The 13,847-nt window shown below is 70.4% G+C and carries 16 protein-coding genes and 1 pseudogene; 10 read left to right on the forward strand and 7 right to left on the reverse strand.

What is annotated here, in order from left to right; genetic code table 11:
- Positions 1-19: 19 nt before the first annotated feature.
- Positions 20-1,171 carry an epoxide hydrolase family protein gene (locus VGR06_RS23770; protein ID WP_327561325.1) on the forward strand — a complete coding sequence of 384 codons (1,152 nt, stop codon included), beginning with the start codon at positions 20-22 and terminating at the stop codon, positions 1,169-1,171.
- 9 nt (positions 1,172-1,180) lie between these two features.
- Here VGR06_RS23770 and VGR06_RS23775 read toward each other — a convergent pair whose 3' ends face one another.
- Positions 1,181-2,131 carry a hypothetical protein gene (locus tag VGR06_RS23775; RefSeq protein WP_327561326.1) on the reverse strand — a complete coding sequence of 317 codons (951 nt, stop codon included), beginning with the start codon at positions 2,129-2,131 and terminating at the stop codon, positions 1,181-1,183.
- 50 nt (positions 2,132-2,181) lie between these two features.
- The gene (locus VGR06_RS23780; RefSeq protein ID WP_327561327.1) at positions 2,182-2,793 is read right to left on the reverse strand and encodes a fasciclin domain-containing protein; all 612 of its coding nucleotides are present in this window, start codon (positions 2,791-2,793) and stop codon (positions 2,182-2,184) included.
- Between the two features lie 136 nt (positions 2,794-2,929).
- Between VGR06_RS23780 and VGR06_RS23785 the strand changes: the two genes are divergently transcribed.
- On the forward strand, positions 2,930-3,343 hold the full coding sequence (locus VGR06_RS23785) for a DUF4383 domain-containing protein (RefSeq protein ID WP_327561328.1): 414 nt from the start codon (positions 2,930-2,932) through the stop codon (positions 3,341-3,343).
- 18 nt (positions 3,344-3,361) lie between these two features.
- Complete coding sequence (locus tag VGR06_RS23790; protein ID WP_327561329.1) at positions 3,362-4,219, forward strand: alpha/beta hydrolase; 858 nt, start codon at positions 3,362-3,364, stop codon at positions 4,217-4,219.
- Here the strand turns inward: VGR06_RS23790 and VGR06_RS23795 are convergent, their stop codons facing one another.
- Positions 4,220-4,465 (reverse strand): hypothetical protein, encoded by a 246-nt coding sequence (locus tag VGR06_RS23795; RefSeq protein ID WP_327561330.1) that lies wholly within the window; start codon positions 4,463-4,465, stop codon positions 4,220-4,222.
- A gap of 140 nt (positions 4,466-4,605) precedes the next feature.
- On the opposite strand from VGR06_RS23795, the gene dinB reads away from it, so the two are divergent.
- Positions 4,606-5,802: a DNA polymerase IV gene (gene dinB, locus VGR06_RS23800; RefSeq protein WP_327561331.1), complete on the forward strand. Its 1,197-nt coding sequence runs from the start codon at positions 4,606-4,608 to the stop codon at positions 5,800-5,802.
- Positions 5,803-6,000: 198 nt separating this feature from the next.
- Entirely contained in the window at positions 6,001-7,050 is a 1,050-nt protein-coding gene (locus VGR06_RS23805) for a questin oxidase family protein (RefSeq protein WP_327561332.1), read from the forward strand.
- A 14-nt stretch (positions 7,051-7,064) separates the two neighbouring features.
- On the opposite strand, the gene VGR06_RS23810 is transcribed toward VGR06_RS23805, so the two are convergent.
- The 4 genes from VGR06_RS23810 to VGR06_RS23825 form a co-directional block, all read right to left on the reverse strand.
- Positions 7,065-7,640 carry an RICIN domain-containing protein gene (locus VGR06_RS23810; RefSeq protein ID WP_327561333.1) on the reverse strand — a complete coding sequence of 192 codons (576 nt, stop codon included), beginning with the start codon at positions 7,638-7,640 and terminating at the stop codon, positions 7,065-7,067.
- Between the two features lie 93 nt (positions 7,641-7,733).
- On the reverse strand, positions 7,734-8,531 hold the full coding sequence (locus VGR06_RS23815; protein ID WP_327561334.1) for a hypothetical protein: 798 nt from the start codon (positions 8,529-8,531) through the stop codon (positions 7,734-7,736).
- Positions 8,532-8,610: 79 nt separating this feature from the next.
- On the reverse strand, positions 8,611-9,360 hold the full coding sequence (locus tag VGR06_RS23820; protein WP_327561335.1) for an SRPBCC domain-containing protein: 750 nt from the start codon (positions 9,358-9,360) through the stop codon (positions 8,611-8,613).
- A 1-nt stretch (position 9,361) separates the two neighbouring features.
- Complete coding sequence (locus VGR06_RS23825) at positions 9,362-9,964, reverse strand: helix-turn-helix domain-containing protein (RefSeq protein WP_327561336.1); 603 nt, start codon at positions 9,962-9,964, stop codon at positions 9,362-9,364.
- Between the two features lie 227 nt (positions 9,965-10,191).
- On the opposite strand from VGR06_RS23825, the pseudogene VGR06_RS23830 reads away from it, so the two are divergent.
- The 5 genes and pseudogenes from VGR06_RS23830 to VGR06_RS23850 form a co-directional block, all read left to right on the forward strand.
- Positions 10,192-10,686, forward strand: a pseudogene (locus VGR06_RS23830) (SDR family oxidoreductase); the annotation flags it as partial.
- Between the two features lie 44 nt (positions 10,687-10,730).
- On the forward strand, positions 10,731-11,501 hold the full coding sequence (locus VGR06_RS23835; RefSeq protein WP_327561337.1) for a sigma factor-like helix-turn-helix DNA-binding protein: 771 nt from the start codon (positions 10,731-10,733) through the stop codon (positions 11,499-11,501).
- Positions 11,416-12,504 carry an ionic transporter y4hA gene (locus VGR06_RS23840; protein WP_327561338.1) on the forward strand — a complete coding sequence of 363 codons (1,089 nt, stop codon included), beginning with the start codon at positions 11,416-11,418 and terminating at the stop codon, positions 12,502-12,504. Before VGR06_RS23835 ends, VGR06_RS23840 begins: the two co-directional genes overlap by 86 nt.
- A 23-nt stretch (positions 12,505-12,527) precedes the next feature.
- A complete protein-coding gene (locus VGR06_RS23845; protein WP_327561339.1) occupies positions 12,528-13,517 on the forward strand; it encodes a sigma-70 family RNA polymerase sigma factor in 990 nt (329 codons plus the stop codon).
- Between the two features lie 5 nt (positions 13,518-13,522).
- A complete protein-coding gene (locus tag VGR06_RS23850) occupies positions 13,523-13,822 on the forward strand; it encodes a hypothetical protein (protein WP_327561340.1) in 300 nt (99 codons plus the stop codon).
- Positions 13,823-13,847: the final 25 nt, after the last annotated feature.

Raw genomic sequence — 13,847 nt, forward strand, 5'->3', positions numbered from 1 at the left:
ACTGCTACCGTCGGGTTACATGAGCAGTGACGAGGTCGTCCCGTTCCGTCTCGAGGTCACCGACGCCGAGCTCGCCGACCTGCGCGACCGGCTGCGGCGCACGCGATGGCCGGAGCCCGAGCCGGTCGGCGACTGGTCGCACGGCGTTCCGGTCGGCTACCTGCGCGAGCTGTGCGCATACTGGGCGGATGCGTACGACTGGCGGGCGACCGAGGCCCGGCTGAACGCGCTTCCCCAGTTCCGCACCGAGATCGACGGCCTGGGTGTCCACTTCGTGCACGCCCGGTCGCCCCATCCGGACGCGCTGCCGCTGGTGCTCACGCACGGCTGGCCGGGCTCGATCGTCGAGTTCGAGGCCGTGATCGGCCCGCTGACGGAGCCCGATGACCCGGCGGACGCGTTCCACGTGGTGTGCCCCTCGTTGCCGGGCTTCGGGTTCAGCGACAAGCCGGACCGTCCCGGTTGGACGGTGCAGCGCATCGCCGACGCCTGGGCGGTGCTGATGGACCGGCTCGGCTACCCCCGGTTCGGCGCGCAGGGCGGCGACTGGGGCACCAGCGTCTCCACCTGCCTCGGCCTGCAGCACCCGTCCCGGGTCGCCGGCATCCACCTCACTCCCCCGCTGGCCGCGCCGGATCCGGCGACGTTCGACGACCTCAGCGACGCCGAGCGCGCCTGGCTCGAGGAGCTCAAGGAGATCGGCACCTGGGAAACCGGCTACGCCACCGAGATGTCCACCAAACCGCAGACGATCGGGTACAGCCTGGTCGACTCGCCGGCCGGGCTGTGCGCCTGGATCATCGAGAAGTTCCAGTCCTGGACCGACTCGGCGGGCAGCCCCGAGGACGCCCTCACCCGCGACCAACTGCTCGACAACCTGATGCTCTACTGGCTTCCCCGGACCGGCGCCTCGGCCGCCCGGCTCTACCGGGAGAGCTTCCGGCAGATCTCCGACTGGATCCTCAAGTCCACATCGGACACCGTGAGTGTCCCGACCGGAGCGTCCATCTTCCCCCGGGAAACCGTGCGGCCGTCCCGGCGCTGGGCCGGCAGGCGGTTCACCAACATCGTCTACTGGAACGAACCGCCGCGCGGTGGCCATTTCGCTGCATTCGAGCAACCGGAGCTGTTCGTCGCCGAGGTGCGCGCATTCTTCCGGCTCGTCCGGTAGTGCCCCTCCCTATTTGACTCCCCAGACCAGTTCGGCGACCGGGCCGATGAGGGACATGGGGCTGTGCGGGCCGGACAGGAGCGGGCGGACGGCGTCGGCGGTGAGCCGGCGGCGGATGTGGCCGTCGTCGAAGCCGTGCCCGACGCAGCCGCTGTAGCGGACGAAAACCTCGGTGCCGCCGGGGATTCTGAGGACGAGCAGCTCGTCGCCGTAGGCGTATTCGGCGGCGCAGTTCTCCGGGCTGTCCGGGCCGGTGCCCTCCGGGGCGGCCAGGATCGCGTTGGCCACCGCGGCGGCCTCCGCGCCGGTGAGCCGGCTGGTGGACAGCATCGCCGGTCCGGACCGGCGATCGGTCAGCGAGTAGCGGCAGATGGTCATTGACTCGAGGTTGCCGGTGAGGCCGGGCTTTCCCGGGTCGGGCCGGGCGTCGTGGTTCTTCGTGGCCGGGTGGTCGGCCGGGCAGTCGGTGTCCTTCGTGCCGGTGGCCGGGCGCGCGGAGCCGAGGATTCGGGCGCGCAGCGTGGGATCGTCACTGAACACGGTGAACGTGGTGGCGCCGACGGTGCGGGTCTCCGCGACCCAGCCGCCGTCATAGGTCTGCGCTCCGTCCGTGCCCTTGGTGCTGAACCACAGATACGGGGCACGCAGGTCCAGGGCCGGCACGGGCGGGCCGGAGCACTTGATCAGCGGTACCGCTCCGGGGCGGCCGATGTACGGCTTGCTCTTCTCCCGGGTCAGGCAGGGCGGGGTGTTCGTGGTGCCGTAGCCCCAGTCCGCGGGCACCTGCACCTCGATGCCGCCGTAGGCCTCCCAGCGCCAGCCGGCGGGCAGATCCGTCACGGACCCGGCGGGCGGCGAGCCCTGCGGTTCCGTGCCGCCGCGCCAGAACACGGCGACGAGGACGCCCGCCACGGCGAGCACCATGATCACAACCGACAACGCGACCCGACGTCCGGTCATGGGACACCTCCGCTGATATCACGGAGTATGTCCCACAACCGGTTGCACGGTCAGGCCGCCGGCGGCAGCAGCACCGTGTCGATGATGTACACGGTGGCGTTGGCCGTCTTCACGTTGCCGCAGACCACCTTGGCGTCGTTGACCATGAAGTTCTGGCCGCTGCCCGAGGTGCGCACGGTGCCCTTCGCCAGGGTCTCGAACATGCCCGAGGTGAGGGCGTCCGGCGTGACCGTCTTGCCCACCACGTGGTAGGTCAGCACCTTCGTCAGCATGTCCTTGTCCGCCAGCACCGCGTCGAGGTTGGCCTTCGGGATCTTGGCGAACGCGTCGTTGGTGGGCGCGAACACCGTGATGTCCTTGGCACCGTTGAGCGTGTCCACCAGACCGGCCGCGGTCACCGCGGTGACCAAAGTGGACAGTACGGGATTGTTGGACGCCGCGGTGGCCACCGGATCCTTGGCCATGCCGGAGAAGCTGCCCGGCCCGTCCTTCGGCACCGCCGCGCAGGCCGAGCCGAACTCTCCGCTCGCGGCCGCCGTGGTGGTTGTCGTCGCCGGCGCCGCCTGGGTGCCGGATGACGACGTGCCACCGCTGCCGCACCCGGCCGTGATCATCACCGCGAACCCGCCGGCCACCGCCGCGACCATACGTGACGCACGCATGCCGTGATCTCCTTGTGTCGAGGTACGTCCCTTAGCACCGGGCATTCGTGGCCGGATGCCGGACGGATTGGCCAATCCGCGGCGCGGGTTGTTCCGAATGGCGCGTGGAACCTTCCCCGGGTTAGAAGGAGGACACATGTCTCGCACTACCAACCAGCTGGTCGGATACGCCTTCGGCGCGGTGTACGTGCTGGTGGGCCTGATCGGGTTCACCGTGTCCGGTGACCACGCGTTCGCCGGCCACGAGGGCGGCCACCTGCTCGGCATCTTCGCCGTCAACGGCCTGCACAACGTGGTGCACCTGCTCGTCGGCGCGGCCCTGATCGGCGCCGCCGCGGCCGGCAACACGGTGTCGAAGGGCGTGAACACCCTGGTCGGCGCGGTCTACCTGCTGGTCGGCCTGATCGGCCTGGTCATCGGCTCCGGCTCGCTGAACATCCTGGCCCTCAACGCCCCCGACCACGTGCTGCACTTCGCCAGCGCCCTCGCCCTGATCACCGTGGGCCTCGCCGGCGACCGGATCGTGCGCCGCGCCCACGCTCACTCATGATCGGGCATGATCGACCTTGTGAGCGCTGAACGGATCGTGCGGGCGAACGGGGTCGACCTGTGCGTGCAGACCTTCGGCGAGCCGTCCGAGCCGGCGATCCTGCTGATCGCCGGCTCGACCAGTTCCCTGGACGGCTGGCCGGAGGAGTTCTGTGTCCAGCTCGCGGCCGCGTCGCGGTTCGTGATCCGTTACGACCACAGGGATACCGGGCGCTCGACCAGCTACCCGCCGGGGGAGCCGGGCTACACCGGGAGTGACCTGCGGGCCGACGCGCTGGGCATCCTGGACGCCCTCGGCGTGGCCCGCGCGCACCTCGTCGGGGTCTCCATGGGCGGCGGCATGGCCCAGGTCCTGGCCATCGAGCACCCCGACCGGGTCGCGTCGCTGACCCTGATCGCCACCAGCTCCGGGCCGGCCGACGACCTGCCGCCGGTGGTGCCGGAGCTCCGGGCGTTCTTCGACAACCCGCCGCCCGAACCGGACTGGTCGGACCGGGCCGCGGTGATCGACTACATGGTCGCCGGCGAGCTCCCGTTCCGCGGAGTTGTCGGCTGGGACGAGGCGGAGCGGCGCGCGACGGCGGCGCGGGTGATGGACCGCACGGTGAACCTGAAGTCCTCGCTGTCCAACCACTGGATCATGATCGGCGGCGATGACGACGGCGAGCGGCTCCGGCCCCGGCTCGGCCGGATCACCGCGCCCACCCTGGTGATCCACGGGACGCGCGACCCGCTGTTCCCGTTCCCGCACGGCGAGGCGCTGGCCGCGGAGATACCCGGTGCCCGGCTCCTCCCCCTGGAGGGAGTCGGGCACGAGGTGCCGCCGCGGCCGACCTGGCCCACGGTGCTCACGGCGCTCGTGGCGCACACGGCTTAGTCATGCCGCGGCCAGCAGCGCCAGTCCGGAGTCGGTCAGCCGCGCGGGTTCGGGTCGGGGTCCGGGCGCGGCGATCAGACCCGCGCCGGCCAACCGGTTCGCCACGAACTGGTCGCAGCAGCTGAGCCCGTCCACGGTGAGCGCCGCGCAGGCACCCCCGGAGATCTGGCAGCGACCGGCGGCGACGGCCCGCAGAATGGCGCGGTCCCGGTGGCTCAGCGTCGGCAGGGCGGTGACGGTGCTCATGGTGTTCTCCTTCGGTGGAGCTGGGATGTTCACTGCTGTCACTTATGACGACGAAGCTGCCCCGGACTAATCGACACCGCCCGCACCCCCTGCTCAGCCGTATCGGTTCAGACGCGGTTGTCGGTCTCCTATGCGAACATATGTTCGTGTCGAGCGAGGCCACCATCCTGCACGCGGACCTCGACTCCTTCTATGCCTCCGTGGAGCAGCGCGACCACCCGCACCTCCGCGGCCGCCCGGTCATCGTCGGCGGCGGCGTGGTCCTCGCCGCCAGCTACGAGGCCAAGGCCTACGGCGTCCGCACCGCCATGGGCGGCGGCCAGGCCCGCCGCCTCTGCCCGCACGCGATCGTCGTCCCCGCCCGGTTCTCCGCATACTCGGAGGCCAGCAAGGCGGTGTTCGAGGTCTTCCACGACACGACGCCGTTGGTCGAGGGCATCTCCATCGACGAGGCGTTCCTGGACGTCGGCGGCCTCCGCAAGATCCGCGGCACCCCACCCGAGATAGCCGCCCGCCTGCGCGACGAGGTCCGCGACCGCGTGGGCCTCCCCATCACGGTCGGGGTCGCCCGCACCAAGTTCCTCGCCAAAGTCGCCAGCCGCGTAGCCAAACCCGACGGCCTCCTGGTCGTCCCGCCCGACCGGGAGTTGGCCTTCCTCCATCCCTTGCCGGTCGGCCGGTTGTGGGGCGTCGGCGACAAGACCGCGACGAAGTTGAACGACCGCGGCGTCATGACGGTCGGCGACGTAGCCAAACTCGCCGAATCCAGCCTCGTCGCCATGCTCGGCCGCGCCGCCGGCCGCCACCTCCACGCCCTCGCCCACAACTACGACCCCCGCCGCGTCGTGGTCGGCCACCGCCGCAGATCCATCGGCGCCCAACGCGCCCTGGGCCGCCGCCCCAAGTCATCAGCCGACCTGGACGCCGCCCTCATAACCTTGGTAGACCGCGTAACCCGCCGCATGCGCGCCGCCAACCGCACCGGCCGGACAGTGGTGTTGCGCCTGCGCTTCGGCGACTACACCCGCATCACGCGGTCGCACACACTCCCCCGCAACACCTCCACCACCGAGCTCATCCTCGGCACCGCGCGGTCGCTGCTCACCGCCACCATGCCGCTGATAACGGACAATGGCATAACGTTGATCGGGATCGCGGTGACGAACCTGGACAACAGTGGCGCGCTACAGTTGATGCTACCGTTCGATGAGCATTTGAATCCGGAGTTGGATGCGGTGCTGGATCGGGTACAGACGCGGTTCGGGAAGACTTCGATTACGCGGGCGGTACTGTTGGGGCGGGACCCGGGGATGGAGATGCCGATTCTGCCCGACTGAGCGTATTTGGGGTTGGTGCGCACTTCGGGGTGGCCAAGGTGCTGTATTTGGGGGTTGGTTCGGGGGCGGCGCCCCCACGAACCCCCACACACAGCACCCCAGGGCGAACCCCAAACACCCCGAACCTCACCCCAACGAACACCCCCAAGATCAAGGTAGCCTCGGGCTCAGCACCACCAACACACCCTGGGGATGATCATGAACGCGATCTTGGACGAGGCCTACCAGCGCCTTCACGGTACCGGCCCCGAGTGGGGCGGGAACCTGTCCAACCACGGTCCGATGGCCGCCGAGGTCCTCGTCCGCCGCGGCCGCGAGGACCAGGTTCCCGCCTGGCTCGACGCCTACATCGGGCGCCTCGACGAACTCCCCACGGCCCGGGAGCCGATCACCGATCAGACCTGGCACGAAGCACTCTCCGACTTCGCGAGGATCGGGGACTGGGTGGTCTACTTCGGCCGCCTGGTCGGGGAACGCCCCTGGCACGAAGTCCTTCTCACCTGGTGGCCACGCCTGCTCCCCGGCATCGTCGCCGGCGCCACCCACGGGGTGATCCGGGTCAGCCACGCGGTTCGGGCCCTGATCGGCGGTGACGAGAGCCCGCAGGCGGTCACCGAGCTGGCCCACGGGCTCGCCTGGTGGGCGGCCCGCTACCTCCCTGTTCCCGGTGCCGCAGGGCTTACCGGGAACCTGGACGCGGCGGAGGCCATTGACGAGGTCCCCCGGATCCCCGCTCAGGAAAGCGTTCTGGCCTCCCGCTTCGGGCAGCTTGGCGAGCTGGCCGCGTTCCCGGGGGCGGTGGCCGCCCTGCGCCCCGCCACCGACCCGGACGACGCCCGCCGCCGGCTGGAGGACCTGGTCGCCGCCGCCACGCTCAAGTACCTCACGCACGGCCACGGTAGCCCGGTCCTCCTCGTCCACACCGCCACCGCGCCGAACGCCGTGCTCAACACGCTGCCGGTGCTGCCCCGCGACTTGTGGGCGCCGAGCCTGGCCGCGGCCTGGGCGGCGAGCGCGGCGATCATCTCCACCTACGCTCCCCTTGCCGGCGCGCCAAGGGAAAACCTGCCCGAACCGACACAGGCCGGCGACCCGGTCGCCGAGGTTCTCGACCGGGCCGCCGCCCATGGAGACGAGCACGTCATCAAGTTCACCGATACTGCGGCCGAGGCTTATTCCCGCACTCCGAATCCGGACATTCTCGCGGCGGCCCTGCGCGTCACCCAACTTCTTGACTCGCCCGGGTAATCAATGGATCTGCATTACAGCAGCTGCCAGATGTGGTCGTCGTAGTCGCTGCAGTAGTACAGCGTCAGGCGGGCGTCGTTGCCACCGGTGGCGAAGCCGTCCACGTCGAGGCACAGGCCGCTCTTGTCGTTGACGATCCAGTAGCCGTCGTAACGCCAGGAGAGGCGGTAGAACTGATTGTCCTCGGCGCCGCGGCAATAGTATTCGCTCACCTTCGTGGTGGCCGGGACCGCGCCGAAGTTCGGGACGTCCACGCACAGCCCGTCCTTGGCGTTCTGGATCTGGTAGAGCGGCTCCCAGTTGGGGGTGTAACCGATGAAGTGGAAGTACCACAGCTGGTTGTCGTTCGCGGTCCCGTCGCAGGTGTACTGGTTGATCGGGCCGTCGACCCTGCCCGCACCGAATCCCGGAACATCGGCGCACTTGCCCGTGGTGTCGTTGTAGAGAAGGTAAGCGACGAGCGCGTCCGTACCCGGACCGGTCGGCGGCGCCGGTTTGCTCGGCGCCGCCGAGGCCGTTGAGGTGACGCCGATCGCCGAGATCGTGATCAGCGTTCCGGTCAATACCGTGGCCAATCTTCGCATGAACATTGGTCGCACTCCCTTTCCCGAGTTCGTGGTGCCGTGACCCCCTGCTGGTCACACCACATCCACGCGGGAAAGGGAGTGCGGGTTGCCTCGATTTCAGACCAATTCGGGAACGTCGGCGACCGGTTCGGTGGACCGCTCGGCGCCGCCCAGGACGATCGCGACGGTGACGGCCAGGCCGGCGAAGATCACCGCGGCGGTCAGGCTCTCCCGGGCGGTGTCCGGCACAGTGGTGCCGGACAGCTCGCCGCGGTAGATCAGGGTGCCCATCGCGGCCACGCCGAGCGCCACGCCGAACTCGCCACCGGTCTCCTGCAGGGAGGCGGCCGCCCCGGCCTTCTCCGGCGGGGTCGCGCCCAGGATCAGGTTCATGGTCAGCGCCATGGGCAGAGCGATCCCGAACGAGGCCAGCACCAGCACGCTCACCACCAGGCCCAGCCCGCCGGACGCGGACGCCTGGCTCTGCAGCAGCAGGCCGAACGCACCGACGCCCAGGCCGGCGGCGACCACCGTGGATACCCGGAAGCGCTTGGCGAACACCGGACCGGAGAGCGAACCGGCGATCAGGCCGATGTTCACCGGCAGTATCCACAGCCCGGCACCCATCGGCGAGAGCGCGCTCACCACCTGCAGGTGCAGCGTGGACATCAGGGACACGCCGGCCATCACGATCCCGCCGAGCAACATGGTGCCAAGCGCCACGGTGAACGTGCGGCTGCGGAACAGACCGAGGTCCAGCAGCGGGTGCGCCAACCTCCCATGCCGGGCCACGAACACCACCGCGAACGCCAGCCCGGCCACGATCGCCACGCCCGACGACACCGTCCATCCGTTGCGCGCCAACGACTTCAGCCCGTAGATCACCGGCAGGATGGCGGCCAGGGAGAGCGCCACGCTGGTCAGGTCCAGCCCCGGCAGACTCGTCGCGGTACCACACGCCGAGCGCGGTGGCCATCTCCCATGCTCAGAAACGTCAGGCGAACGTCGTGCCCAGCCAGGCCTGCCAGGCCTGCTCGATCCGCGCACCGTCCACATCGGAGTTGAACGCGGAGTACTCGAGCACCGGGGTGTTCTGGTGGCCCCACATGGCCGTGTAGAAACCGCCGTCGGTGCGCACGCCGACCCACCACGGGTGCCGGTAGAACTCGACGACACCGTCGACCGGCTCGAGCCCAGGCACGGTGATCCGCGTCTTGTCCCCGACCGAGACGTCGGCGCCGATGCCGAACACGGAGCGGTACGCGTCCCAGGCCCGCTCACCGTCCACCGGCGTACCCAGCTCGAACAGGTTGTAGGTCGAGGTCATCCCGGCGAAGTGCTTGACGTAGACGGCCAACTTCTCCAGGTACATGCGGTCGCCGTTGGTCAGCGCGTCGTACTCGGACTCCCAGTCGTCGTCCGGCAGGAATCCACTGTGGACGAACCGGAGCACGGTGCTGCCGCCGTCACGGCCCTCGATGAGGTATTCGAACGCCATGAACGTGCCGTCCGGGGCCTCGTCGCCCTTGTAGGCGAAGTGCTGGCCGGGCTCCCACGCCGTGATCGTCGACTCGGCGGTCCAGCCGGGCATGCTCATCCTGGTCCGGCCGCCGACCCCGGACCCGACCTCGCTGTGCCCCATGAACCAGGCGTCGATCCCCGGCCCGGTGGCGATGGCCTCCCACACCTGCTCGGGCGTGGCGTCCAGGGTGAGCTCCTCGCGGACCTCGAACTTGTGCGGCATCTCAGTTCTCCTTCTTCTCTTTTTCAACAGGGACACTCGGGTGCACCGCGACGATCACGCGGTGCTCGCGGCCACCCTCGGCGGCCTCGTCGTGGTACTTGGCGACCAGCGCGGCGACCGCGTTGGTGAGCTCCTCGGCGAACGCGGACCGGTCGGCCGCGGACGCGAAGCGGATCTTGGCGTCCAGCGCGAACGTGGCGACCCGCTTGCCGGCCTTGCTCGCACCGACGAGCAGCACGCCGATCTCGCGCACCATCCGGGCGGCCAGCGCCAGCAGCCAGCGGGCGGAGAGCCGGTCCGGCGCGCGGTCCGGGTCGGGCTGCACGGCGGCCAGGGCCACCGGCGAGATCACGTAAGAGGCGGCGGTGGCCCGCATCATCCGCTCGGTGACGTTGCCCTTGCGGCGCTCCTCCACCAGCTCCACCAGCCCGTGCTGCTCCAGTGTGCGCAGGTGGTAGTTGACCTTCTGCCGGGGCAGGCCGACGGCCGCGGCCAGCATGGTGGCCGACCTCGGCTCGGCGAGCTCCGCCAGCAACCGCGCCCGGATCGGGTCCAGGGAGACCTCGGCGGCGGCCGGGTCCTCGATCACCGTCACGTCCAACACGCGACTACCGTCTCACCGACAACTTTTCTTGTCAAGACTATTTCATTTGTCGGTAGGAGACCGATGAGTCTCGGCGCGAGCCGTCGTTTCAGGGGCATGACGCAGCTACTCGGGAACAAGAACGTGATCATCTACGGCGGCGGTGGGCACATCGGCGGGGCCACGGCCAAGGCCATGGCCAGGGAGGGAGCCCGGGTGTTCCTCACTGGGCGCACCGGGAAAGCCTCGAGGCGGTCGCCGCCGAGATCACCGCGGCCGGCGGGAAGGCCGAGGTCGCGGTCGTCGACGCGCTGGACGAGAAGGCGGTCGAGGAGCACGCCGACGCCGTGCTCGCCGCCGCCGGCTCGATCGACGTGTCGTTCAACCTGATCAAGCGCGGCGACGTGCAGGGCCGGCCGCTGGTCGAGATGAGCGCCGCCGACTTCACGGCGCCGGTCAGCAACGGCCTGCTCTCCACGTTCCTCACCGCAACGGCGGCCGCGCGCCGCATGGCCAAGACCGGCGGCGGCGTGATCCTGTCCCTGACCAGCGGATCCTCGAAGGGCCGGGCACCGATGATGGGCGGCACCGGGCCGGCCGACGCGGCCGTCGAGACGTTCCTCTCCTACCTCGCCGCCGAAGCCGGACCGGCCGGCGTGCGGGTGGTCGGGCTGTGGACCGCCGGCGTGCCCGAGACTCGCCCGCCTCCCCGGAATTTTGCGGGCGGCAGGTGCCGACGCTGACCTCGCTCGCCGAGGTGCCGTGGCTTTCGCCGTATCCCGACCAGTTGCTCGACGAGGCCGCCGCCGAGCCCGACCCGGAGTCCGCCCTGGTCACCAAGGAGACGATCAGCCTGGCCTACCTGGCCACGATCCAGTTGCTGCCGGCCCGCCAGCGCGCCGTGCTGATCCTGCGCGACGTGCTCGGCTGGCCGGCCACCGAAACCGCGTCGCTGCTGGAGCTCAGCGTCGCCGCGGCGAACAGCGCGTTGCAGCGGGCCCGGGCGACGCTGCGGGAGCACCTCCCAGAAGACCACGCCGAATGGTCCACTTCGGACCCCAGTGCCGACGAGTTGGCTCTGCTGAACGGTTTCATCCACGCCCACCAGCGCGGCGACTGGGAGACCTCGGTCAAGCTGATGCGCGAGGACATCCGCGTCACCATGCCGCCGCACCCGTTCCTTTACGACGGTATCGCCGCGCTCATCCCGCTGTTCGAGCGCGCGTTCGGCCCGGAAAGCCCCGGCGAGTGGCGCCTCGTGCCCACCCGCCAACCGCATGCCCACCGCCGCCAGCTACCTGAAAGCCCACGGCGACACCGAGTTCCGCGCCGTCAAGTTCGACGTGCTCCGGGTCGTGGACGGCCTCATCGCCGAGATTACGACCTTCGACGCCAGCCTCTTCCCGGCGTTCGGTCTGCCGGCCGTGCTGCCGTAGAAGGCACGGCGGCCGGGCGTGTGCCAGGGTGGGCGCATGATCGCTGGCCTGCGGCGGATGTCCTGGACGGTCGCCGTGCCGGTGCTGGGGATCGCGATGCTGGCGGTGGTGTGGGGCCGTGATCTCGGCGCCGTGTTCGTGGGGGTCGTGGCGGCGGTGCTGGCCGGCACGGTCATGGCGGCGGTGCACCATGCCGAGGTCGTCGCGCTGCGGGTGGGTGAGCCGTTCGGGTCGCTGGTGCTGGCGGTCGCGGTCACGGTCATCGAGGTCGCGCTGATCGTCACGGTGATGGTGTCCGGCGGGGAGCAGGCCGCGTCGCTGGCCCGGGACACCGTGTTCGCCGCGGTCATGATCTCCACCAACGGCATCGTCGGTCTCTCGCTGCTGCTGGGTTCGGTGCGGTACGGGATGGCGCTGTTCAACCCCGAGGGAACCGGCGCGGCGCTGGCGACGGTGACGACGCTGGCCACGTTGAGCCTGGTGCTGCCGACGTTCACGACGACCCGGCCAGGCCCGGAGTTCTCCCCGGCCCAGCTCACGTTCGCCGCGCTCGCGTCGCTGGCGCTGTACGGGATGTTCGTGGTGACCCAGACGGTGCGGCACCGGGATTTCTTCCTTCCGGTCACCGAGGACGGCGTGGTCGAGGAGGAGCACGCCGCGCCGCCGACCGGCCGGGCGACGCTGACCAGCCTCGGGCTGCTCGTGGTCGCGCTGGTGGCCGTCGTGGGGCTGGCGAAGGTGGAGTCCCCGGCGATCGAGGCCGGGGTCGAGGCGGTGGGGTTCCCGCCCTCGTTCGTGGGCGTGATGATCGCGTTGCTGGTGCTGCTGCCGGAATCGCTGGCCGCCGGCCGGGCCGCGCTGCGTGAGCGGATCCAGACCAGCCTCAACCTGGGCTACGGGTCGGCGATCGCCAGCATCGGGCTGACCATTCCGGCGATCGCGCTCGCGTCGGTGTGGCTGGAAGGACCGCTGGTGCTCGGCCTCGGCTCCACGCAGATCGTGTTGCTCGCGCTCACCGTCGTGGCCGGTGTGCTCACCGTGGTTCCGGGGCGAGCCACCCGGCTGCAGGGCGGCGTCCACCTGGTGCTGCTGGCCGCGTTCGTCTTTCTCGCCGTCAAGCCGTGACCTTGCGTGCTATGAAGGGGGCCATGACGAGCACCCTGGTCACCGAGGACTTCCAGCGGCTGGCGGACCCGTACCGGCGGGAGCTGCTCGCGCACTGCTACCGGATGATGGGGTCGGTGCACGACGCCGAGGACCTGGTGCAGGAGACCTATCTGCGGGCCTGGCGGGCGTACGGCACGTTCGAGGGCCGGTCGTCGCTGCGGACGTGGCTGTACGGGATCGCCACGAACACGTGCCTGACCGCGTTGAAGAGCCGGGAGCGGCGGCCGATGCCGACCGGGCTCGCCGGGACGAGCTCGCACCCGGACGACGATCTGGTCGACGGCGGCGAGGTGCCGTGGCTGGAGCCGGTGCCGGACGCGCTGGTGGGCGCGGAGAGCTCGGATCCGGCGGCGATCGTGACGTCGCGGGAGAGCATCCGGCTGGCCCTGGTGGCGGCGTTGCAGCATCTGCCGGCGCGGCAGCGGGTGGTGCTGATCCTGCGCGAGGTGCTGGCCTGGCGGGCGGCGGAGGTGGCCGAGCTGCTGGGGATCAGCACCGCGGCGGTGAACAGCATCCTGCAGCGGGCGCGGGCGCAGCTCGACAAGATCGCGCCGGAGCGGGACGAGGTCGAGGGCCCTTCCACCACCGGCGACCGGGACCTGCTGGCGCGGTACGTCGCCGCCTTCGAGGCCAAGGACGTGCCGGCGCTGGCGGAGATGTTCGACGAGGACGTCGTCTGGGAGATGCCGCCGTACGTCAGCTGGTACGAAGGCGCCGCGCACGTCGCGCAGCACCTGAAGTTCCGCTGCCCGGGCGGGCCGGGCGAGCTCCGGCTGCTCCCGGTGCGGGCCAACGGGCAGCCCGGCTTCGGGCTCTACATCCGGAACTCCGAAGGCCGGTTCCGGGCGTTCACCCTGCAGGTGCTCACGATCAGCGGCGGGCGCATCACCCACGTCGCCAACTTCATGGGCCCGACGATGTTCGGAGTCTTCGGCCTCACCGATGAATTGCCGGGCCCGCCGGCGTCTTAACGTGTATGACCGATGACCGGGCGCCGCTCCCGTTCGCCCGGCCGCTGCCGCCCGCGTTCCGGCGCCGCACGGTGACCCTCGACGCCGGCGACTCCCGGCCCTTCGACCCGGACGAATGGGCGGACGCCCTCATTCTCATCGAGGACGGGGTGCTGGAGCTGGAGTGCCTGGACGGCGAGCGGCGGCGCTTCCACCGCGGCCACGTCATCTGGCTCGACGGCCTCCCGCTCCGCTGCCTGCGCAACCCCGGCGCCGGGCCCGCGGTGCTCGTCGCGGTTTCGCGATGGAGGGGTGCGGTGCGATGAAGGGGGCCTTCCTCACAGTGGGCGT

It is taken from the genome of Actinophytocola sp., from assembly GCF_036002505.1.
GTDB lineage: Bacteria > Actinomycetota > Actinomycetes > Mycobacteriales > Pseudonocardiaceae > DASYTH01.